Source organism: Pseudomonas sp. YuFO8 (assembly GCF_035065025.1).
Classification (GTDB): Bacteria; Pseudomonadota; Gammaproteobacteria; order Pseudomonadales; family Pseudomonadaceae; genus Aquipseudomonas; species Aquipseudomonas putida_AE.
In genome coordinates this window covers 314,091-334,600 of sequence record NZ_JAXDEQ010000002.1, presented here as the reverse complement: position 1 = coordinate 334,600, position 20,510 = coordinate 314,091, and the positions used below count along the sequence as shown (strand labels likewise).

Sequence of the window (20,510 nt, the reverse complement as noted above, 5' to 3'; positions counted from 1 at the left end):
CCTGGTAACCAGGGCCATTTTCACAACTTCGATCAACGCCAACCCGCACTGCCAAGTGCACGGGAAGGCGAAGCCTTGCCCGCATTCAACCCACAAAAAGAACAAGAGGTGGACAATGAAAGTGAATAACCCTGCGCTCCCGTGTTTTTCTGCTTGGCAAGCGTTTGCATCCTGGGTCAGGTTAACCGGTGCCTTAGCCCTGATTGGCGCATCAACAACTGCAGGCGCCAATGGCATTGCCCTGAACGAGCAAAGCGCAAGCAGTGCGGGAACCGCTTATGCGGGAAGGTCGTCTTCGGCGCTGGATGCCAGCACCATCTTTGGCAACCCCGCAGGCTTGACCAGGTTAAAGCGCAGTGAGATTTCCGGCGGCGCCGCCGTCGTCTCGGTGAGCGACGACATCAGCGATGCGCAGAGCAGTGCCACGGGTACGAACAAGGGGGACTCGGTACCCTTGGGCGTTGTCCCTTTCGCCTACATGTCGACGCCGCTTGATGATCGTCTTTCGATAGGGCTGGGCCTCTATGCGCCGAGTGGTTTGATCAACGATTACGAGGGCTCTTTTCAAGGTCGCTACCATGGCTCCTATAGCACGACCAGGGAAATAACCCTGCAGCCCACCATTGCCTATCGGGTCAATGATTACCTGTCCATTGGTGGCGGACCGACGATCAACCGCTTCAATGCAAAGCTGCAGAATTATTTGGCTACCGGCGCCCTTAACAACGGCCAGGACACACTGGTGACCATCAAGGGCGATGACACGGCGCTTGGCTACAACGTCGGCATCCTGATCGACTTTACCGAGGCAACGAGTTGGGGGATCAACTATCACTCGAAGGTGGACTACACACTTGAAGGGCATACCGAGGTGTCTGGCTCCCCAAGCGCCATTCCGTTGGACGGAAAGTATGACAACAAGATAGACCTCACGATGCCCGAATCGGTGGATACGTCCATCACCCATCATTTCAATAGTCGCTGGACGGGATACCTGGGGGCTACCTGGAAACGCTGGAGCCGGATCCAGCAGGTCGAGGCTGTCAACAGTGGACTTTCGCCCCTGGGCGAGGCGGCTGGCCTGGGACGTGTAACCGAAGAAATGAACTGGCGCGACACCTGGTCCTCCGCGGTTGGCGCAGCCTTTCAACTGAACCCGCAATGGCTGCTGCGGGCAGGCTATGCCTATGATCCGTCACCCATCAGGAATGCCGATCGCAGCGTGCGCATACCGGTTGGCAATCGCCAGGCCGTGACCCTGGGTGGTGCTTATTCGCCGAATGCCGACCTGACAATAGACTTTGCCTACGGTTATCTCTGGGATTCCAAAGTCTCGGTGAAACAGTCGAACAACACAGGTCTTCAGCCGCAATACAGCGCCAACTATGAAAACAGTGCGAATGGTCTTTCTGTGCAGGCGACCTGGCGGTACTGATCGGTGAGAAGAAGGCTTGAGGTTGAGCGACCCGCTTGGCCGCTCAATTCAGGAGGGGTTTAGAAGAGAATGTAAGCGGATGCCGTTGTTTGATTCAGGTCCATGTTACCGACCTGCAGTACTTCATATTCAGCGCGGACACCGATGTTGCGAAATACATCGAGTTCAACGCCGGCACCGTAGGTCAGGTCCACGCCCGTATCGTCATCGGCGGCATTGCCGTCGGCATCCCAGGCATGGGCACCGACAATGCCGAATACTCGCACTCGGTCTCCTAACGGAAAGCCGAGATGGGCACTGGCCTGGACAGACTTACCGTCGAAATCCAGATTGCTGTCTTCGAATTGGCCGAGATCAACGAAGGCGCCTTCGAAGGCCAGATAGTTGTTGAGGCGATAACCTGCAAAAACCTTATAACTGGTGTCTTCATCGTTCAAATGGACTTTGTCGGTTTCAATGCTGCTGACGCCAGCGCCAAGATATAAACCTTTGTCATCAGCGAGCGCCTGAAAAGACAGTAACGAAAGCAGTGAAACGAAGCCAAGGTTTCGAAATAGCATGTGAGGCAGGGTCCTTCTACGGGTTGTCGATGGGTGTTGGCCGAGAATTTGAATGAACGTGAAGAATGATTGAAGTCATTGATTGATATTTATGAATGGCTTCAAAGGGTTTGATAGGTGTTAACCAGCCAGGCTAAGGCAACGCCCGATAAATAGGCGGCCAGGCAAAAGATGACTTTCTGTTTGAGTGGTAGCGAATTCAGTCGATAGCGCATGCTTATCCCCTTGGGTAGAAACAAGCATGCTGACCATTCAGGCTGTGGGATGAAAATTATTGATTGTTATTTTTGGCGGCCGTGGCCAGTTTTGCAGAATTACGCCTGGCCGTTTCCGAGGGGGTTTCTCCATAAGCATCCTGATACGCTTTGGAAAACCGGCCCAGATGGTGAAAATTCCAATACATGGCGGTTTCAGTGACCGTCGGCCAAGTGTTGCGGATCAAGTCCCGACGGGCACGAGCGAGTCTCAGGTTCTTGATGTAAGCGATCGGCGAAATCCCGAACGTTTCGACGAAGCCATGGTGCAAGCTGCGAGTTGTGGTTTGAAGTTGTTTGACCAACGCCTTCACGCTGAGGGATTTTTTGGTGTTTTCATGAATGTATTGCATGGCCTCTATTGCGATCTTTCTTCTTCGCGGGGGAGTAAGCGCGGATCGGCCAACAGGTATCAGGGCCCGTAGCAGAGAAATCAGCAACGCACTTTCAGCCGCTGAAGTTTCAGCGCAGCTGAGCGGTTGCAAACGAGGCGGGGTGGCGTCCATGGAGTAGGCGTTGATCGCCTGAATGGCGGATTGCACCAACTGGTAATGTGCAACCTGAAAGCGCTGCTCCTTTCTATCCCGCAGCATATCGATGGAAGAATGGTTTCCAAGGCAATGTACGTAATGTTCGAGAGTCGTGGTCAGGGTGAAAAGCGTTTCATTCGGCTCGCAGGTGTAGTGCACGGGCTCACCGCTATACAACACGATGATTTCGTTAGGCCACAAATGATGATTATTGACCGTGGGTCGACCCACCAAAGCCTGTGAAATGGCAAGGGTTACAAAGCCCTGAGGGACACAACCCATCAAGGTGACGGTTGAGTCAAACTCCAGACGACTGCATTGCAGCCTGGAACCCTGAAAGAGCTTGTGCTGCCTGATGTTTGCTTCGTGTTCCAACGGTGCGAGGCTCAGCTGCCAACGGCCAACTGTTCTATCGGTTTGGTCCGCAGGCGTGGCCGTTACGTGAAAGACTTCATCAGGGATCATGATGCTCATGGAATAGATTGCTCTTCAGCTAATTGGACAGTGCCCGGGTTTTTCTCAGGCATCGACAATGCCGCAGTAAAGACGTACGCGTCGCTCGAGGATAACTCCACCAGGCCTTGAAGTTTATCGGGTGCCAGGTTCGATCCAAAGATCGCGGTTTTCTGGCTGGCCGGGCCGATGGCTGCCGCATCAAAAGCAAAAAAATCCTCAGCACGATAGGCTGTGACAATCCTGTAATCGGACTTTTCATCGCTCAGCTTGTTCGTGTTGCTTTCAAGACGCGTCAGGTCGGCGCCATAGAGTTCCTTGTCATCAGCCAAGGCCTTGAGAGACAGCAATACACCAAAGGATACGGTAGCGAGGTTTCTTAGCAGCATTGACGTGCGTTCCTTGTTGATGATGTTTTCAGGCAGTGCCTGCGGATAGTCCTGCTCCCACGATGCTGGTTGAAGTCAAAAACTCATATTTCGCTCAAACTGGAGTCAGCGACAGGTCGTGACTCCGATTGTTGATTTTGTGGCGGGGCAGGCAAGGCGTTGTCAAAAGCGTCTTCATCGTCATGGGCTTGCTTTTCAGAGTAGATTTTCAAGTGCTTGAGCTTGATTGTTTCGTTGGGGCTCATTTCCAATTCGTAGAGTTCGATTTCCGTACTGCCGACCGAATATTCATTGTGTGCCGCTGAAGCAAACGATAGAGCAGCCAGCGCTAGAGCTGCCAGGATCCTGGTTATCATTGATTTGACGACTCGCGGAAAATGTATGTTTTCAACGCTGATGTCAGCAGGAACGACTTCGAGCGCTACAAAGGCGGGATGTTGCGGGGGGAGGGGGTTTGATTCAAATTAGTAATTATTATTTTTGTTCTGATGTGATGGGTTGCAGATGTCTCAGTGATTCATGCAGCGCAAGCGGCCAATGTCATGTACATAAAAGCATACGGCGTTTTTGTTGGAGGTGGGGAGCAACTCATAGTTGAGAACGGCGCCTTCCTGTAGAACGAATTGACGCCTGAAAAACAGATCCGGCGTCTTTTCAATGGCGAATAATTCAGTGTCCTGGCTGAGTTTGACGTTGCTGATCTTTATTTGCACATGGTGTTTGCTTTCCCGGACAATCTGCGCCGAGATGGTTGCATTACGAATCTTTCCGTTCAGGCTTTCAATCGTGGTTTGTGTCAGTCGGCCATGGCCGATGGTCAGGTACTCTTCGGTATTGAGTTGATTGGAGTCCTCCAGCCATTGACGAGTCATGGTTTGATAACTGATATTTTCCATGTAATAAGAGGGCGAATAGGTCAGGGAAAAGACACAGGCGGCGTTGATGATTGCAAGCACGATCCAGTGAACAGTTGAAGAGGTCATTGACTTCATAGGGTGGCTTCCAAACATTGCCGGATCATCGGGGCAAGGTCTTTTTGCCCGCTATTCAATTGCAGGTTTGCAGTGCTTAGATCCGGACGAACGCACGAAACAGAGTAGTTTGTTTTAAACAGGTTCAACCAGACTTCGCCTTTCAAGTTTGGCGGTAGCTGTTGCACTTGGGTCGCCGAGAGATCCCTCAGCGATTCAGCTTCGGCGACACTCTCGCCTAATGCATGGATGACCAGTTCATTTTGTTTGAGGGTGGAGACTTCTATTTTCGATGTGTCGAAACCTGAGTGGAAACCCGTGTAGGCGCAGACTGCCAAGGTCAGCACATAGCCGATTAAATGGGCTTTTGTCAGGTAAGTTGATTTCCTGGTCTTTGCTGAAGGCACCGCAAGATCGTCATTCCCGAACGGTGCCGGCTCTTCAACGGCGAGCACAGGCGCAGCTTCTTCCGAGGGCGTTGGGGGATTTGTGGGGACATCGACTACATAAAGACGGTTGAAGCAATAACCTCTTCGCGGAACCGTCATCAGAATCTCGTGATCACGGCTGTCATTGAGAATGTTTCTAAGGGAGAAAACCGCCTGGTTCAAACTGCCGGAGGCGACGACGCGGTCATTCCAGGTGTAGTCGATGATCTCTTCACGACTTTTAGTCTGCCCGGGCTCCATGAGCAGCAGCTCCAATAGACGCGATTCTGCTCTGCCTATCGTAGTGCTTTGTACTTCCCCATGGGGCGTGGTGAGGGTAAGCAAGGCGGTGTCTGGATCGAAAAGGGCCATGGCACCATTTTTCAATGTGAAGGCGTAGCGCATGGGAGTCCTCCGTTCAGGTGGTTCTGGCTGAGTATAGAGACGGTTTAAGAGGCCGATTTGACGCAGTGCATTCTTGTCGAAAGGAACGGCTATGAGCGGGGGCGGTGATGATGCGCGGATCGAATGACCGGCGCTATCCGAAAACTGCAAGGTGGGCGAGCCTTACTTCGCCCATTCAGATGCAAAGATCGGAAATTCCTGATGGTAGGTTTTTTTTGGCTGTTTCTATACTGGCCACCCATTCAAAGGTTTAAAAACCACAGCGATAAAAACAACAAAGCTGCAAGTCAACTCTGAATAAGCTATTTGATTGGCTTGTTCGGGTTGTGAGTATCTGCATTTTGCATAGTTGAATAATAAGAGCGGTGTTCAAACCGATTCCCACGGCTTGACGCTACAAGATCTTCTATAGCTATTAATCAGAGCCTGACAAATGAACTTCTATGAAATCATCGGTTATGACCGTGACGGAACTGTTCGTGAACTTGATACAGCGCTGAACAAGGGGACGCTCACCACCAGGGATGTAACGTTTTCCGCACTTGGTTTTAATGCTCCGGGCTGGATTGCCGCCTCTTCGATGTCGATTCTTTACTCGATATCGGGCCACCATGCGCCGCTGGCCATATTGATTGCGTACTTCTTCCCCATGCTGGTCATGGCGTTCTGCATGATCTCCCTCACTCGCCAGGCCCCCTCGGCAGGCGGCGTCTTTACCTTCACCTCGCGTTTCCTGCATACCAGCGTCGGGACCATTCTCGGCTGGGCCTACTCCGTTGCCTGTACGGCAGTAATGGCCATGTGCGCAATCATCGGCACCGAATATATCCAGGCGCTGTTCCCGGCCCTGGCGGGTGCGCTCAACGCCAAACTGATTGGTACGGGCATGGTCCTGGTCTTCCTGGCCATTTCCTGCAAGGGCGTCAATGCCACCGCGAAAATCGCCAGCATCTTCCTGATTTTCGAGATCGGTGTCGTTGCCGGGCTCGGGTTGATGGGCATCATCGACCCTCAGGTACCGGACCTGTCGGTGCTGTCCATGTACACGCCAGAAGGGGCGGACGGTTGGTCAGCCATCGGGCCAGGGGTGCTGTTCGGTGTATGGATGCTCGCCAACTTCGATTCGGCGATCAACTACATCGAGGAGTCGCGGATTCCGGTTCGTACCGTGCAACGCTCCATGTTGCTCGTGCTGACGTCCGCCTTCGTCATCTACACCCTCGCGGCCATCGGCTGGCAGTACGCCGTGCCCGTGGAGACACTGGCGGCCATCATCGAGGACGGCAACGGTGGGCCAATCGCTGCGGTGGCAAACGTCTACTTGCCACCGGCCATGGCCTGGATTGCCTTGTTCGTGGTGATTACGTCGGCCTGTGCCGGCATGCAGATCTCTTCGAGTGCAGCGGCGCGCACGCTTTATCGCATGAGTGAAGAAGGGCATCTGCCGTTGGCGCTCAGTGCCGTCAACAAGACCAAGTCGCCCTGGCTCGCCAGCGTGATCGTCGCGGCCGTCGCCATTGCACTGCTGTGGTGGAAGCCGCTGGACAAGATCGTCTGGTACTACGACGTGGTGACTATCACGCTGGTGATGTCCTACATGGCCGCCATTGCTGCCTTCATTGTCATGACGTTCCGCCGTCAGCGTTTCGCAATCGCGTTCGCACTGTCGATCCCTGCAACTCTCGCCATTCTCGTCCTGGGATACATCGGTTACACCGCCGGCGCCAATCCGGTCTCGCCAGAGGATCAATACACGGCCTGGTACCTGGGCGCGCTGACGATACTGTCTGGCGCACTGATCCTGGTCTGGCAATCGCGTGTCTCCAGGAAACCCGTACTTTCCAAAGCCTGATTTGCACGCACGGCTTTCATCTAAAAAATCATGGGAGAACTTATGAAACGTGTAGTCGTTATCACGGGCGCTGCAAGGGGTATTGGGCTGGCCATCGCCAGGCGTTTTGCGGCAAGTGGTGATCATCTGGTGCTCAACTACTTCGACACCAAGGATCAACTGGACGAGGTCATCCGCACAGCCGAAGCCAACGGTGGCGACGGGATCACCATTCAGGCGGATATCAGTAACCCCGAATCCGCAGCCGGCATTCTTCGCGAGGCGGAGAGCCGCTACGGCCGGGTCGATATCCTGGTCAACAATGCCGGGAGACTGGTGTCGGCGACAGTCGAGCAAACGACCTGGGCGCAGTGGGAGCAGATGATCAGTACCAACCTCGGCGGGACCTGGGCCTGCATGCAGGCGGTGTTACCGGGCATGCTGGCACGCGGTCAGGGGCGGATCATCAACATCAGCTCCGAGCTGGGGCTGATCGGCTTCCCGACCTACGCCGCGTATTGCGCTTCCAAGGGCGGGGTGATCGCGCTGACCAAGGCGGTCGCCAAGGAAGTGGCCCCCAAAGGTGTACTGGTCAACTCGGTGGCGCCGGGGCCGATCGAGACCGACATGCTGATCAACGACACCCTCGAATTCAACGATGAAACCCGTGCGAGCCTGCCGTTGAGGCGCTTCGGCAAGCCGGATGAAATCGCCGCCATGGTCGAAGCCCTGGCCGGGCCCGCCGGTGATTACATGGTTGGACAGATCATCAGCCCCAATGGCGGCGCTGCGATCTAGCTGAGTGTCTTGAAGTTTGACTTCACCGCTAATAACAAGAGGGAAACAACATGAGCGCTGTAATGATTACCGGTGGTTTGGGCTATGTGGGCAGATACCTGACCAGGAAGCTCAGCGAGCAAGGCGTCAAGGTGGTGAGTTACAACCGTGACTACTCCGAAGCCAGGTCTGAATTCATGACGCCTGTGCAGGGGGAGTTATTCGACATACCGAGGATTGTCCGAACCATCAAGGAACATGGCGTTGATCGAGTCATTCACACGGCGGCCATGTCCCATCCCGACCTGTCTATCGACCTGCCCATCACGACGGTGACGGCGAACATCGATGGCACCATTCATTTGCTTGAAGCCATGCGCCTGGCGGGCATCAAGAAGTTGGTCAACTTTTCTTCGGAAACGGTCTATGGACATTACGAAGGAGAGATCAATGAGCAAACACCGACCTACCCAACGACTCCCTACGGCGTCACCAAGATTGCCACCGAGCACTTTGGCCGGGTCTACAACGACCTCTATGGCATGGAAGTGATTTCCCTGCGAATCGCCGAAGTGTATGGCCCCGAAAACAAGATGCCGCAAGTGCTCAGGGACATCCTCAAAACCGTCCACCGTGGTGAAACATTTACCCTGGCTTCGGGCGGCGATCACCGGTTTCACTACATCCACGTGGAAGACGTCGTGCGTGCCGTATTGATGGCAGCTGAAACCCGGGACCTCAAAGGCGGCGTCTTCAACATTGCCGGTGATCGCTCCTGGACGCTGCATCAAGCCGTTGAAATCATCCGCAAGATCATTCCCCAAGCACGCATCGAAGTGGGCGGCGGTTATTGGCATCTCGATCGCCATGGCGAATGGGACCTGAGTGCCGCCGAGCGGGAGTTGGGTTATCGCGCGCAGTGGTCGCTGGAAAAAGGCCTCACCCATTATTCCAACTGGCTGATCGATCACGAGTATTGATCGGGCGCTGGGTCGCTGTTGGTGAACGTTCAATACTCACGGGTGATTACGCATGATTGAAAATCCGATTGTCTGGCCAAACGGTGCACGCTGCGCCGTGGCCTTTACCTTTGATATGGATGCAGACAGCATTCTGCATGTGGCGCACCCCAAGGATTCCGCGACACGGGTTGCGAGTATTTCGATGCTGCACTACGGCCCTAAAGTGGCGATACCAAGGATCCTGGAAACCTATCGACGCTTCGAGATCAAGCAGACTTTTTTCATTCCAGCCTGGTGCATCGAGCAATACCCGCAGGCCATCGAGGCGATCGTCGAAGGTGGGCACGAAATTGCCCACCACGGCTACATCCATGAGCATCCCAACGAGCTGAGCCGGGAAGAGGAAGCCTATTGGCTCGACCGCGGTTGCGACACCATCAAGCGCTTTACCGGCCAGGCACCGCGCGGCTGGCGGGCGCCCCTGTACAACATGTCCGAGCACTCGGCTGACCTGTTGATCGAACGCGGCTTCAGTTATGACGCCTCCTTGATGGGCGATGATGTGCCTTATCTGTTGCGCACGGGAGCGGGGGATCTGGTGGAGTTGCCGTCAAGCTGGGCGCTGGATGACTGGCCGCAGTACATGCACAGCATCGACCTGGATTTCCAGATGCCGATCCAGTCGCCGCAACGCGCCGTCGAGGTGTTCAAGGCCGAGTTCGATGCCGCCTGGGAGTATGGCGCGCTTTTCGTGCCGGTCTGGCATCCGTTCCTTTCCGGTCGATTGTCACGCTGGCATGAGGTGTCGAAGCTGATCGAATACATGATGGCCAAGGGTGATGTCTGGTTTGCCCGGATGGACGAGATCGCCGCGCATGTCCAGCGCAGTGTCGCCACGGAGGCCTACAAACCACGGATCGACAAGCTGCCGTATTACCAGGGACCGGTAATAGCTCACCGATAGCAGGGGGAGGCGACCCTCGAGGGAGGGTCGCTGCTCTGCCTGATCCCCGGTCATTGCGGCCACTGCTCAAGCAGTATCGACACGAACTTTTCTGCGGCCGGGGAAAGCGAAGCGCCCCGTCGATAAACCAGGCCCAACGACCGATTGACCACGGGGTCGATGAGAGGAACGCTGACCAGTGTTGGATGATCGCCTGCGGGCATCGCCAGGCTAGGCATCGCCGACACGCCTAGCCCTGCTTCGACCAATCCCAATGACGTGGAAAGATGCTGCACTTCGTAGAACCACTGAGGACGCCAGCTCAGGCCTGACAGCGCGTGATCCAGCAGCATGCGGTTGCCGCTCAGCCGGCCCACGCCGATCAACCGATAGTCGCCCAGTTCAGACCAACTGACCGAACTGCGCCCGGCCAACTCATGGTCGCGCCGGCAGGCGAGGACAAAGGGTTCGTTAACCAAGGGCACGAACTCGATGTCGGGGTGCTGGCCGCTCATCATGTTGATGCCAAAATCCGCTTCACCGCGCAGCACCGCTTCCAGGCCTTCATTGGCACTCAGGTCGAGCAGGCGAATGCGGATTTTCGGGTAACGTTCGTTGTAGATGCGGATCACCGAGGGCAGGAAGTAGAACGCCGCGGTGGGGATGCAGGCGAGCGTTACCCGACCGATCTGCCGTTCCGCCAATTCGCGGATATTGAGAATCGAGTCGTCGAAGTCGTCCAGCAATCGACGTGCCTTGGGCAGGAAATCACGTCCGACGCTGGTCAGGCTGACCTTGCGCGTTGTTCGATCGAGCAGCGCGGTGCCCAGCCCCTCCTCGAGTTTCTTGATCCGCCGGCTCAAGGCGGGCTGCGACAGATGCAAGGCTTCTGCGGCTTCGTGAAAGCTGCCCAGCTCAGCGATTTTTACAAAGGACCTGATGTCCTGAAGCTCATATTCCATGTGCTTGTCTCACCCAAAAGAGGCTTGGCCACGGCCGGAAAGATTCATTCGTGAAGTGGAATAATAGCGCCAATCTTTGCATTGGAAACACCAGTGCTTCCCTGTCACTCTTGTTTGCAAGACATCAATTAACCCGATTGATCAACAAGAGTGATAAGCCATGCAACGTATTCCTTGTGTTCTCATGCGCGGTGGTACCTCCAAGGGCCCGGTATTTCTCGCTTGGGATCTACCGGTCTGCGTTAAAGAGCGCGATGAACTGTTGCTCTCGGTGATGGGCTCCGGTCACGAACTGGAGATTGACGGCATCGGCGGCGGCAGCCCGCAGACCAGCAAGGTCGCGATCGTCAGCCCTTCGTTGCATCCCGAGGCGGACGTCGATTACCTGTTCGTCCAGGTCATGGTGTCCCAGCGTCGGGTCGACACGGCGCCCAACTGCGGCAACATGCTCTGCGCCGTCGGCCCGTTTGCTATCGAGCAGGGCCTGGTCAAGGCAGCCGGCGACTCCACCCGGGTGCGCATTCGCAACCTCAACACTGGCACCTTCGTCACCTCCGACGTGCTGACGCCCAACGGCAAAGTCAGCTACGAGGGTGACACGGTCATCGATGGCGTGCCGGGCAGCGCGGCCCCGGTGCAGTTGACCTTCCTCGATGCGGCCGGCAGCAAGACCGGCAAGCTTTTCCCCACCGGCAACACCCTGGATGTGTTCGACGGGGTGCCTGTGACCTGCATCGACATGGCCATGCCGATGGTGATCATCGAGGCCCGTCATCTGCACAAGCGCGGCGATGAAACCCCGGCCGAGCTGGACGCCGACAAGGATTTCCTGCATCGGCTCGAAGCCTTGCGGTTGCAGGCGGGAAGGGCGATGGGGCTGGGCGATGTCAGCGACAAGGTCATCCCCAAGCCGGTGCTGGTGTCCCCGGCCAAGGCCGGTGGCACCCTGCAGGTTCGCTACTTCATGCCCCACAACTGCCATCGCGCGTTGGCCATTACCGGCTCCATCGGCCTGGCGACGGCCTGTGTCAGCGAAGGCAGCGTCGTCGCACGGATGCTCGGCAACAGCGGTGGTCCGCGCCTGCAACAGGTGCGTATCGAGCACCCGAGCGGCGGCATCGATGTGGTGTTGTCCTACATCGGCGACAACGGCCAGACCATCCGTGCCTCGGTTGTGCGCACCGCGCGACGGCTGTTTTCCGGTTTCGTCTATGCCCCGGCTTCCCAGCGACTCGCCGGGTAGTGATCTGACGCTGCCTGGGTTTGCATCAGCACAATTCTAAAAATGGGTGATGCCATGAAAATCGTAAAATCGCTCTACTTTCAAATCCTCTGCGCGGTCCTGCTCGGTGTCGTGGTCGGGCATTTCTGGGGCCAGCAAGCCGTCGCCCTCAAGCCATTGGGGGATGCCTTCATCAAACTGGTGAAGATGATGATTGCCCCGGTGGTGTTCTGCACCATCGTCACCGGCATTGCCGGGATGAGCGACAAGCGCTCGCTCGGGCGCTTGTTGAGCAAGACCATGCTGCTGTTCCTCGGGCTGACGGTGGTCAGCCTGATCATCGGCCTGGTGGCGGTCTACCTGTTCAAGCCGGGCGCGGGAATGAACATCGATCCCAGCCAGTTGAGCACCGCAGGGTTGTCCCAGTACACGGAGTCGGCAGCCAAACTCGGGGTCGTCGAGTTTTTCATGCACATCATCCCCGATACGTTCATCGGTGCGTTCAGCAAAGGCGAAGTGCTGCCGGTGCTGTTTATCGCAGTGTTGTGCGGGTTTGCCCTGTCATCCCTGGGTGAGCGCGGCAAGCCCGTGCTCGATGTACTGGAGGCCGCATCGCAGATGGTCTTCAAGATTTTTTCCTACCTGATGCGCTTTGCGCCGATCGGTGCCTTCGGGGCGCTGGCGTTCACGGTCGGACAGTACGGCATCACCTCGCTGGGCTCCCTGGCGAAGTTGATCATGACCCTGTACATCGCCTGCGCTTTCTTCGTCTTTGTGGTGCTGGGGAGCATTTGTCGCGCCCATGGTTTCAGCCTGTGGAAGTTGCTGCGCTACCTGCGCGAAGAGTTCCTGGTGGTGCTGGGCACGTCTTCCACGGAACCGGTGATGCCACGCATGCTGGAAAAGCTCCAGGCGCTGGGGTGCAGGAAGGGTGTCGTGGGGCTGGTGTTGCCGACGGGGTATTCGTTCAATCTCGATGGCACGGCGATCTACCTGTCGCTGGCGGCGGTCTTCATTGCCCAGGCCTGCAATATCGAGCTGAGCCTCACGCAGACCCTGACCATGCTGGCAATCATGCTGTTGTCCTCCAAGGGCGCCGCAGGGGTCACCGGCAGCGGCTTTGTGGCCCTCGCCTCGACGCTGTCGGTGATCCATGACATTCCGCTGGCGGGCCTGGCCTTGTTGATCGGCATCGATCGTTTCATGTCCGAAGCCCGTGCATTGACCAGCCTGGCCAGCAATGCCGTGGCGACCGTGGTCATCGCCATCTCCGAGAACGCCTGCGACCGTCAGGTGCTGCTCGATACCCTGGACGGAAAAACCTCGACGCCGCTGGCCGGGAACCAGGCCTGGGAGCCGGTGGAAGTCGCCCACCGCAGCTGACCGCTACCCGCAAAACCGTTCATCGCCGCCCATTGCCGGACGTTGCCGATTGCAACGTCTGGTAGTCTCGGGGTCGTTCGCCTGCGCGTCGATCTCGCCATCAATAACAACAAGAGAGATGCCCTATGCTCGCCTTACTCGGCCTGGCCATGGTGGTAGTGTTCACCTACCTGATCATGTCCAAACGCTTGTCGCCCATCGTTGCGTTGACCGTTGTGCCGATCGTCTTTGCCTTGATCGGCGGTTTTGGCGGGTCCACCGGGAAAATGATGCTCGACGGCCTGAAGATGGTCGCGCCGTCGGCCGCGTTGCTGCTGTTCGCGATCCTGTTTTTCGGCTTGATGATCGACTCGGGCCTGTTCGACCCGCTGATCCGCAAGATTCTCAAGCGGGTCAACGGCGACCCGATGAAAATCGCCATCGGCACCGCGCTGCTGTCGTTGACGGTCGCACTGGACGGCGATGGCACGACCACCTACATGATCACCTGCGCGGCGATGCTGCCGTTGTACAAGCGCATCGGCATGAATCCGATGATCCTGGCGACCATTGCCATGTTGTCGCTGAGCATCATGAGCGGCTTGAGCCCCTGGGGCGGGCCGGCCACCCGGGCGATTGCCGCGCTGGGGGTGGATGCCGGAGAGTATTTCATCCCGTTGTTGCCGACCATGATCGGCGGCGCCGCCTGGGTGGTGTTCACGGCATTTCTGCTGGGTCGCGCCGAGCGCAAGCGCATCGGCGATACCCAACTGCAGAGCGGCGGAGGTGATTGCTACATCAAGGCCATTCTTGAAGACACACCGCACAAACGCCCGAAGCTGGCCTACGTGAACCTGATGCTGGTGATCGGCGTGATGATCGCGCTGGTGATGGGCCTGGCCCATTCGGCGATCCTGTTCCTGATCGGTTTTGTCCTGGCGCTGATGATCAACTACCCGCAGTTGGACATCCAAAAGGAACGCATCCTCGCCCATTCCGGCAACGCCATGACCGTGGTCCTGCTGGTGTTCGCCGCCGGGGTTTTCGCCGGGATTTTCTCCGGCACGAAAATGGTCGATGCCCTGGCCCAGACGCTGGTGGAGTGGATTCCACCGTCCTGGGGCCACCTGTTTCCGCTGGTGGTGGCGATTACCAGCATGCCCTTGACCTTCGTGTTGTCCAACGATGCCTATTACTTCGGCGTAGTGCCGATTCTCGCCAACGCAGCGGCCGCCTACGGCATCGACCCGGTGGAAATCGCCCGGGCATCGGTGCTGGGACAACCGGTGCACCTGATGAGCCCCTTGGTAGCGTCGACCCTGTTGCTGGTGGGCATGGTCGATCGCGATATCGGCGACTTCCAGCGCGCCACCGTGAAATGGGCCGTGCTCACCTCCCTGGTGATCACCGCACTGGCCCTGCTGACCGGCGCCTTGACGCTGTTCTCCTGAGTTATCCCTGACGCACGGCTAGACGCCTGTCCACGCGCCGTTCGCCGGCGCGCGAATTCCTGCATCCTGAAAAACAACAAGAGTAGTTCCGCATGACCCATTCTCTGATTGGCAGGGCGCTTTTACCTCTCCTTGGGGTATTCCCGATTGCCGTGGTTGATGCCAGCGATTTCATCGACGACAGCAAGCTGAAGCTGCAGCTGCGCAATGTCTACTTCAATGAAAACTTTCGTGATGAGCATGGCCTGAGTGCCCGTGCGGCCAGCACCGCAAAAAGTGAGCGCACCGAATGGGCGCAGGGCTTCCTGCTGGATTACCAGTCGGGGTTTACCCCGGGGACAGTGGGTCTGGGTGTTGATGCACTGGGATTGCTGGGGGTGAAGCTGGACTCGGGGCGAGGGCGCAGCGGTACCGGCCTGTTGCCGGTGCATGACGATGGCCGCGCCGCCGATGAATTCTCCAGCGCCGGCGCCACGGCGAAGATCAGGCTGGCCAAGAGCACCCTCAAGTACGGGACACTGCTGCCCAGGACGCCCGTACTGAACTACAACGATGCACGCCTGTTGCCGCAGACCTATGAGGGCGGCCAGCTGACCAGCACGGATATCGACAACCTGACCCTGACCGGCGGACGCCTGGACCGCTTCAAGCAGCGTGATTCCACGGACAGTGTGTCGATCGTGCCTGATGGCTTCTCGGGCGACAGAGGCGGGGACTTCACCTACGCCGGCGCCGACTACAAACTCGGCAAGAACACGCGCCTGAGCTACTTCCACGGCGAGCTGGAAGACTTCTATCGCCAGGACTTCGCCGGCATCCAGCACGATCTGGCGTTAGGTCGCGGGACCCTGATCGGCGACCTGCGCTACTTCAACAGCCACGACGCGGGCCGCGCCTACGCCTCGAAGATTGACAACGACATGCTCAGTGTCCTGATGTCCTACGCGGTGGCAGGGCACACCTTTGGCGGCGGCTATCAAACCCTCAGCGGTGATGCAGGGCTGCCCTACATCAGCGGTGCCACGGTGTTCTCGTTCAGCAACGCCGGTATCGGCAAGTTCATCGAGGAGGACGAGAAAACCTGGATGCTCAGCTACGGGTACGACTTTGCGCCCCTGGGCGTGCCAGGCCTGACGTTCCTGACCCGATACCTGAAGGGTAACGATGGCAAGTCCGACACCCGGATCAAGGAATCCGAACGTGACACCGAACTGGCCTACGTGGTCCAGAGCGGTGCGTTCAAAGGCGTCGGTGTAAAGCTGCGCAACTATGTCTACCGCGCGGACTTCGCACGTGGGCGCGACAGCAACCGGATTTACATCACCTATGACATCGCGCTCTGGTAGAGCGCACGTTGGCAGCCTGGCCTGATTGGACCAGGCTGCCTTCACTCGTCCGACGATCCACTGAACTGCCGGTTCTAGCGCTTGATCAGGGAAATCTTCGTACCTTCGATGCTGATCCCGGCCATCAAACCTTGCTGGGAGAAGATGAACGCGTAGGCGTCGTCTTTCAGCGTCGAGCTGGACAGGTTCTTCGAAAGCCCTTCATCCACCACGACCACCGTTGGCCCTACACCGATTTCCCAACCTTTGGTTTCAGTGATGTATTTCACCGCTTTGTCGGTCATCAGGAAAACCACATAGCCATAGGACTGGGCGCCGGCCTGCAAGCCCCAGGAGCCGCCGACGGAGTTGTAGTAATCCACTGCTGTGTTGCCTTTCATCAAGACGCCTTCGCCGTAGCTGCCGCCGAACACCAGGCCCGCCTTGATGATTTTCGGGAAGACCAGTATCGCCTTGGCTTGTTTCCCAATGGTTTCGGCAGCGGGATTGGTCTTGTACAGGGTTTGCAGCGCTTGCTTGGAGTCGGTGGTGAGGTCCTCGGCGGTCGCGGCGCCTGCCGTATTCAGGAAACTGGCCGAGGCCAATGCGACAACTGCAAGCAAAGCCGTCAGGAACATCCGTATGGATTGAGTCATTTGCGTACTCCGATAAGGGAGCATTGGATGGCAGTAGCAGTCAGCGCCTACTTGCGGTAGGAACCGAAATCACTGAGCGTTATCCGGCGCACCCTGGAATGTGTGGATTTCAAGCGTCGCGGCTGAGTGGAACAAGTGATCAGTTGCGATGCCATCACTTGTTGTGACCACTGAGTGATGGCAGCAGTTCATCACTGCCGTTCGTATTGTCTGTTCCCGGTGGGCGCGCAAGGTGCCGGTTCATTGCGATCGGGCACCTGCGAAGCGAGCGTCAGCCTTTGATGAAGGACAGCAGATCCTGGTTGATCACGTCGGCATGGGTGGTGCACATGCCATGGGGCAGGCCGGGGTAGGTTTTCAACGTGCCCTGTTTGAGCAGCTTGATGGCCAGGTGCGCCGAATCGGCGATCGGCACGATCTGGTCGTCTTCGCCGTGCAGCACCAGGGTCGGCACGTCGATGGCCTTCAAGTCGTCGGTAAAGTCGGTTTCCGAGAAGGCTTTGATGCAGTCGTACTGCGCCTTGGCCCCACCATTCATGCCCTGGCGCCACCAGTTGTCGATGATCGCCTCGGAGACTTTCGCGCCCGGGCGATTGAAGCCATAAAAGGGACCGCTCGGAAAATCACGATAAAATCCTGAACGATTGTCGGTCAGGGCCTTGCGCAGACCATCGAAGACGTCCAGAGGCAGGCCGCCCGGATTGTTCGCGGTGCGCAGCATGATCGGCGGCACGGCGCCGATCAGCACCGCCTTGGCGACGCGACCGCGGCCATGACGCGCCACATAACGCGCCACCTCACCGCCACCGGTGGAGTGACCGATGTGCACGGCGTTCCTGATGTCGAGATGCGCCATCAGCTGCGCCACGTCGGCGGCATAGGTATCCATCTCGTTGCCCACAGTGGTCTGCGACGAGCGACCGTGGCCGCGGCGATCGTGGGCAATGACACGGAAGCCCTTGCCTGAGAAAAACAGCATCTGTGCATCCCAGTCGTCACTGGACAGGGGCCAGCCATGATGGAACACCAGCGGCTGTCCGGTGCCCCAATCCTTGTAGAAAATCTGCGTGCCGTCCTTGACGGTGAGTATCCCCGACCCGCTGGCATGGCCGTCGTTCTTGCTGCCCGCAGGCACGGCTGCCGGGGTCGATTGCGCTGCGAGCACAGGTAGCGTCACGGCCAGGGCGGCGGCCATGGCACCGGTGGTCATCAATCCTCTGCGGGTAGTTCCGCTTGTCTCATCAGTCATGATCGATACCTCATGTGTGTTTTGAAGGTAGCGCCGGCGGGGCCCGGGACAGGCCATCCGGCGACGCTTTGGCAGCTCGGAATTTATGGGCAAACCAAGGCACTGAACACTGGACATGGGTGTGTGGGATTAACGCTTTGGTATGGGCAACCCCCCTGTAGGAGCGAGCTTGCTCGCGAAAAACCAGAGAACGCCACGGTGCGTCAGGTTTCCCGCGTCATCGTTAGCGTCCATCGTCGGAGCGTTCCAATTTACCGGGCGGGATGTGGACCTGTATCCGAGCTTTCCCGGAAAGCGTGGGCCTGTCCGAAACGAATGCTTGCGGCCTGAGATTGTCCCCGCCAATATCAATCGCTATCCACCCCTCGGCAGCGCCTGTGAACCGGGCCAACTAATCAGCACATTAGCGAAAAAAATACCCCTCGGAGAGGGGTACTTGTGTGGTTACAATTTACTGAGGAGGCGGGACGCCAGGTGGATCAAAGCTTCGGCAACTGCCCGATACGCCCCATCATCTCGGTCACGATCTGCAGGTCGAGCAGGAACTGCTCGGTGGTCTTGAACTCGTTGTCGTTGTGACCGGTGTACTTGACGTCCGGCATGGCCAGGCCGAACTGCACGCCGTTGGGCAGTTCATGCACCGAGGTGGCGCCGGCGGAGGTGCCGAACTTGTGCTCCATGCCGAGGTTTTCGCTGGCCACGGCGAGCAGGGCCTTGACCCATTCGCCCTCGGGATTGCGGAACATCGGTTCGGCGATGGAGTAGTCGAAGGCCGGGGCGATCTTGCTCTGCTTGCTCCACGCATCCAGTTTTGTAGCGATTTCAGTCTTGAGCGTTTCCGGCGACTTGCCCTTCGGCACGCGCAGGTTGACCGCCAGCTTGAAGGCTTTTTCATCCATCCCGACATAGGTCAGGGAGGTGGTCAGCGGGCCCATGAACTCATCGGAGAAACCCACCCCCAACTTGCCACCCAGGTAGTCCAGCCCCCAGTTGTCGGCGGCGTAGCGGGCGGCGTCGGTGATGTGGTTGTGCTTGAGTGCGACCTTGCCGTCGAGGCTGTTGATGAAGTCGAGCATCCTGGCCACCGGGTTGACACCGGACTCGGGCTCGGAGGAGTGGGCGGAGACGCCGGTGACGGTCAGCTTGACGTCCTTGCCGTCCACCTTGGCGGTGACTTCGAAGTTGCCGCCATTGCGCTTGGCATACTCGCTGCCGGCCTGTTGCAGGCTGGCGGCCAGCTCTGCGGGCTTGTCTGTCACCAGGGTGGCGACCGAGGTCGACGGAATCTGGTTGGTGGCCAGGCCGCCGGTCATCGAGGTGATTTCGGCGCCCTTGCCCTCACCCTTGCGCTTGGCGAAGCTGGCCATGACGGTGCCGTAGCCTTTCTCGGCGATCACCACCGGGTAGCCGCCGTCCAGCGCCAGGTTGTAGTTGGGCGTCGGGTTGCGTTCGAAGTAGTAGGGGATGGCGTCGCCCGTGGTTTCCTCGGTGGTGTCTACCAGCAGCTTGAAGTTGCGTGCCAGCGGCAGCTTTTCTTCCTTGATGACCTTCATGGCGTACAGCGCGACCACGATGCCGTTCTTGTCATCCTCGGTGCCCCGGCCATACATGCGGTCGCCGACCAGGGTCACCTTGAACGGATCGAGCCGGGTGCCATCCTGCAGCACCCAGTTCTCTGGCGTCACCGGTACCACGTCGGCATGGGCGTGAATACCGACGACTTCATCGCCCGTACCTTCCAGGGAGATCTCATAGACGCGGTTGTCGATGTTGCGAAAGTTCAGGTTGAACGCCTTGGCCAAGCTCTCGATCTTCCCGGCGATCTTGATGAACTCGGGATTGTCGTGCTGGGCAACGCCCTCGACGCGCACGGTTGGGATGGCCACCAGTTCACGCAGGGTTTCGGTGGCCGCGCTGCCGTACTTGATCCGGGTATAGAGGCCGAGCAGGCGGTGGATTTCGTTTTGCTGTTCAGGCGTCAGCGTCTTGTTGTCCTGGAAGGCACTGATGGCCGGGCCGAGGTTGTCCGTCTTGGCGACGTCGCTCTTGGCCAGGCTGGCCAGGAACTGGCGGAAATCCGTGACCGAGGCATCACTGAACGTCTTGAGGATAATCGCGCTCTGTTGCGGGGTGATGTTGGCCTGTGCAGCAAGGGTGAACGACGACAGGCTGGCGAATATCAGGGTGGCCGCGGCCAGTTTTTTGAGTGAAAAGTCCATTGCTGGAGGCATTCCTTTGCAGGTGGGTTGTAGGAAACTTCTGATCGTTTAGTCAGAAAGATCTGCAAACTTACACCGCGAAGGTGGGATGGGGCAGCCCCTGAAGTGGGATCTGTCGCACAGAAA

General features: G+C 57.7%; 19 protein-coding genes. 9 read left to right on the top strand and 10 right to left on the bottom strand.

The features are described 5' to 3' along the window. Window positions 1–115: 115 nt before the first annotated feature. Window positions 116–1,435 (top strand): OmpP1/FadL family transporter, encoded by a 1,320-nt coding sequence (locus tag SOP95_RS03305; protein WP_323606069.1) that lies wholly within the window; start codon window positions 116–118, stop codon window positions 1,433–1,435. A gap of 59 nt (window positions 1,436–1,494) precedes the next feature. Here the strand turns inward: SOP95_RS03305 and SOP95_RS03300 are convergent, their stop codons facing one another. The 6 genes from SOP95_RS03300 to SOP95_RS03275 all read right to left on the bottom strand — a co-directional run bounded on the left by SOP95_RS03300 (window position 1,495) and on the right by SOP95_RS03275 (window position 5,425). After that, the gene (locus tag SOP95_RS03300; protein ID WP_274076269.1) at window positions 1,495–1,995 is read right to left on the bottom strand and encodes an outer membrane beta-barrel protein; all 501 of its coding nucleotides are present in this window, start codon (window positions 1,993–1,995) and stop codon (window positions 1,495–1,497) included. A gap of 271 nt (window positions 1,996–2,266) precedes the next feature. Continuing rightward, a complete protein-coding gene (locus SOP95_RS03295; protein WP_323606068.1) occupies window positions 2,267–3,253 on the bottom strand; it encodes an AraC family transcriptional regulator in 987 nt (328 codons plus the stop codon). Continuing rightward, a complete protein-coding gene (locus SOP95_RS03290; RefSeq protein ID WP_323606066.1) occupies window positions 3,250–3,621 on the bottom strand; it encodes a hypothetical protein in 372 nt (123 codons plus the stop codon). Before SOP95_RS03290 ends, SOP95_RS03295 begins: the two co-directional genes overlap by 4 nt. Before the next feature lie 83 nt (window positions 3,622–3,704). Further along, a complete protein-coding gene (locus SOP95_RS03285) occupies window positions 3,705–3,977 on the bottom strand; it encodes a hypothetical protein (protein ID WP_323606064.1) in 273 nt (90 codons plus the stop codon). A gap of 153 nt (window positions 3,978–4,130) precedes the next feature. Beyond that, on the bottom strand, window positions 4,131–4,613 hold the full coding sequence (locus SOP95_RS03280) for a hypothetical protein (protein WP_274076273.1): 483 nt from the start codon (window positions 4,611–4,613) through the stop codon (window positions 4,131–4,133). Then, the gene (locus tag SOP95_RS03275; protein ID WP_274076274.1) at window positions 4,610–5,425 is read right to left on the bottom strand and encodes a winged helix-turn-helix domain-containing protein; all 816 of its coding nucleotides are present in this window, start codon (window positions 5,423–5,425) and stop codon (window positions 4,610–4,612) included. Before SOP95_RS03275 ends, SOP95_RS03280 begins: the two co-directional genes overlap by 4 nt. Window positions 5,426–5,858: 433 nt before the next feature. Between SOP95_RS03275 and SOP95_RS03270 the strand changes: the two genes are divergently transcribed. The 4 genes from SOP95_RS03270 to SOP95_RS03255 are packed head-to-tail and all read left to right on the top strand — an operon-like array spanning window position 5,859 to window position 9,959. Further along, window positions 5,859–7,277 carry an APC family permease gene (locus tag SOP95_RS03270; RefSeq protein ID WP_323606063.1) on the top strand — a complete coding sequence of 473 codons (1,419 nt, stop codon included), beginning with the start codon at window positions 5,859–5,861 and terminating at the stop codon, window positions 7,275–7,277. A gap of 42 nt (window positions 7,278–7,319) precedes the next feature. Further along, window positions 7,320–8,054 carry an SDR family NAD(P)-dependent oxidoreductase gene (locus SOP95_RS03265; protein ID WP_323606062.1) on the top strand — a complete coding sequence of 245 codons (735 nt, stop codon included), beginning with the start codon at window positions 7,320–7,322 and terminating at the stop codon, window positions 8,052–8,054. Between the two features lie 50 nt (window positions 8,055–8,104). Next, complete coding sequence (locus SOP95_RS03260; RefSeq protein WP_323606061.1) at window positions 8,105–9,013, top strand: NAD-dependent epimerase/dehydratase family protein; 909 nt, start codon at window positions 8,105–8,107, stop codon at window positions 9,011–9,013. A 52-nt stretch (window positions 9,014–9,065) separates the two neighbouring features. Further along, window positions 9,066–9,959: a polysaccharide deacetylase family protein gene (locus tag SOP95_RS03255; protein WP_323606059.1), complete on the top strand. Its 894-nt coding sequence runs from the start codon at window positions 9,066–9,068 to the stop codon at window positions 9,957–9,959. Window positions 9,960–10,009: 50 nt separating this feature from the next. On the opposite strand, the gene SOP95_RS03250 is transcribed toward SOP95_RS03255, so the two are convergent. Continuing rightward, complete coding sequence (locus SOP95_RS03250; RefSeq protein ID WP_274076279.1) at window positions 10,010–10,900, bottom strand: LysR family transcriptional regulator; 891 nt, start codon at window positions 10,898–10,900, stop codon at window positions 10,010–10,012. Window positions 10,901–11,060: 160 nt separating this feature from the next. Here SOP95_RS03250 and SOP95_RS03245 point away from each other — a divergent pair, with 160 nt between their 5' ends. The 4 genes from SOP95_RS03245 to SOP95_RS03230 all read left to right on the top strand — a co-directional run bounded on the left by SOP95_RS03245 (window position 11,061) and on the right by SOP95_RS03230 (window position 16,281). After that, complete coding sequence (locus SOP95_RS03245; RefSeq protein WP_323606056.1) at window positions 11,061–12,143, top strand: 4-oxalomesaconate tautomerase; 1,083 nt, start codon at window positions 11,061–11,063, stop codon at window positions 12,141–12,143. 42 nt (window positions 12,144–12,185) lie between these two features. Then, complete coding sequence (locus tag SOP95_RS03240) at window positions 12,186–13,505, top strand: dicarboxylate/amino acid:cation symporter (RefSeq protein WP_323606055.1); 1,320 nt, start codon at window positions 12,186–12,188, stop codon at window positions 13,503–13,505. A 125-nt stretch (window positions 13,506–13,630) separates the two neighbouring features. Continuing rightward, window positions 13,631–14,935 (top strand): CitMHS family transporter, encoded by a 1,305-nt coding sequence (locus SOP95_RS03235; protein ID WP_323606054.1) that lies wholly within the window; start codon window positions 13,631–13,633, stop codon window positions 14,933–14,935. 92 nt (window positions 14,936–15,027) lie between these two features. Beyond that, window positions 15,028–16,281 carry an OprD family porin gene (locus SOP95_RS03230; protein WP_323606052.1) on the top strand — a complete coding sequence of 418 codons (1,254 nt, stop codon included), beginning with the start codon at window positions 15,028–15,030 and terminating at the stop codon, window positions 16,279–16,281. A gap of 74 nt (window positions 16,282–16,355) precedes the next feature. Here the strand turns inward: SOP95_RS03230 and SOP95_RS03225 are convergent, their stop codons facing one another. From SOP95_RS03225 to SOP95_RS03215, 3 genes are all read right to left on the bottom strand, one after another. Next, window positions 16,356–16,916, bottom strand: a complete 561-nt coding sequence (locus tag SOP95_RS03225; protein WP_274076284.1) for a lipid-binding SYLF domain-containing protein — start codon at window positions 16,914–16,916, stop codon at window positions 16,356–16,358. Between the two features lie 271 nt (window positions 16,917–17,187). After that, entirely contained in the window at window positions 17,188–18,165 is a 978-nt protein-coding gene (locus SOP95_RS03220; RefSeq protein WP_323606051.1) for an alpha/beta fold hydrolase, read from the bottom strand. Window positions 18,166–18,644: 479 nt separating this feature from the next. After that, complete coding sequence (locus tag SOP95_RS03215; protein WP_323606049.1) at window positions 18,645–20,384, bottom strand: dipeptidase; 1,740 nt, start codon at window positions 20,382–20,384, stop codon at window positions 18,645–18,647. Window positions 20,385–20,510 lie beyond the last annotated feature (126 nt).

Excerpts from the sequence above, each read along its gene's own strand:
- SOP95_RS03305 (WP_323606069.1), top strand. The coding sequence starts at position 116 with ATGAAAGTGAATAACCCTGCGCTCCCGTGTTTTTCTGCTTGGCAAGCG.
- SOP95_RS03300 (WP_274076269.1), bottom strand. The coding sequence starts at position 1,995 with ATGCTATTTCGAAACCTTGGCTTCGTTTCACTGCTTTCGTTACTGTCT.
- SOP95_RS03295 (WP_323606068.1), bottom strand. The coding sequence starts at position 3,253 with ATGAGCATCATGATCCCTGATGAAGTCTTTCACGTAACGGCCACGCCT.
- SOP95_RS03290 (WP_323606066.1), bottom strand. The coding sequence starts at position 3,621 with ATGCTGCTAAGAAACCTCGCTACCGTATCCTTTGGTGTATTGCTGTCT.
- SOP95_RS03285 (WP_323606064.1), bottom strand. The coding sequence starts at position 3,977 with ATGATAACCAGGATCCTGGCAGCTCTAGCGCTGGCTGCTCTATCGTTT.
- SOP95_RS03280 (WP_274076273.1), bottom strand. The coding sequence starts at position 4,613 with ATGAAGTCAATGACCTCTTCAACTGTTCACTGGATCGTGCTTGCAATC.
- SOP95_RS03275 (WP_274076274.1), bottom strand. The coding sequence starts at position 5,425 with ATGCGCTACGCCTTCACATTGAAAAATGGTGCCATGGCCCTTTTCGAT.
- SOP95_RS03270 (WP_323606063.1), top strand. The coding sequence starts at position 5,859 with ATGAACTTCTATGAAATCATCGGTTATGACCGTGACGGAACTGTTCGT.
- SOP95_RS03265 (WP_323606062.1), top strand. The coding sequence starts at position 7,320 with ATGAAACGTGTAGTCGTTATCACGGGCGCTGCAAGGGGTATTGGGCTG.
- SOP95_RS03260 (WP_323606061.1), top strand. The coding sequence starts at position 8,105 with ATGAGCGCTGTAATGATTACCGGTGGTTTGGGCTATGTGGGCAGATAC.
- SOP95_RS03255 (WP_323606059.1), top strand. The coding sequence starts at position 9,066 with ATGATTGAAAATCCGATTGTCTGGCCAAACGGTGCACGCTGCGCCGTG.
- SOP95_RS03250 (WP_274076279.1), bottom strand. The coding sequence starts at position 10,900 with ATGGAATATGAGCTTCAGGACATCAGGTCCTTTGTAAAAATCGCTGAG.
- SOP95_RS03245 (WP_323606056.1), top strand. The coding sequence starts at position 11,061 with ATGCAACGTATTCCTTGTGTTCTCATGCGCGGTGGTACCTCCAAGGGC.
- SOP95_RS03240 (WP_323606055.1), top strand. The coding sequence starts at position 12,186 with ATGGGTGATGCCATGAAAATCGTAAAATCGCTCTACTTTCAAATCCTC.
- SOP95_RS03235 (WP_323606054.1), top strand. The coding sequence starts at position 13,631 with ATGCTCGCCTTACTCGGCCTGGCCATGGTGGTAGTGTTCACCTACCTG.
- SOP95_RS03230 (WP_323606052.1), top strand. The coding sequence starts at position 15,028 with ATGACCCATTCTCTGATTGGCAGGGCGCTTTTACCTCTCCTTGGGGTA.
- SOP95_RS03225 (WP_274076284.1), bottom strand. The coding sequence starts at position 16,916 with ATGACTCAATCCATACGGATGTTCCTGACGGCTTTGCTTGCAGTTGTC.
- SOP95_RS03220 (WP_323606051.1), bottom strand. The coding sequence starts at position 18,165 with ATGACTGATGAGACAAGCGGAACTACCCGCAGAGGATTGATGACCACC.
- SOP95_RS03215 (WP_323606049.1), bottom strand. The coding sequence starts at position 20,384 with ATGGACTTTTCACTCAAAAAACTGGCCGCGGCCACCCTGATATTCGCC.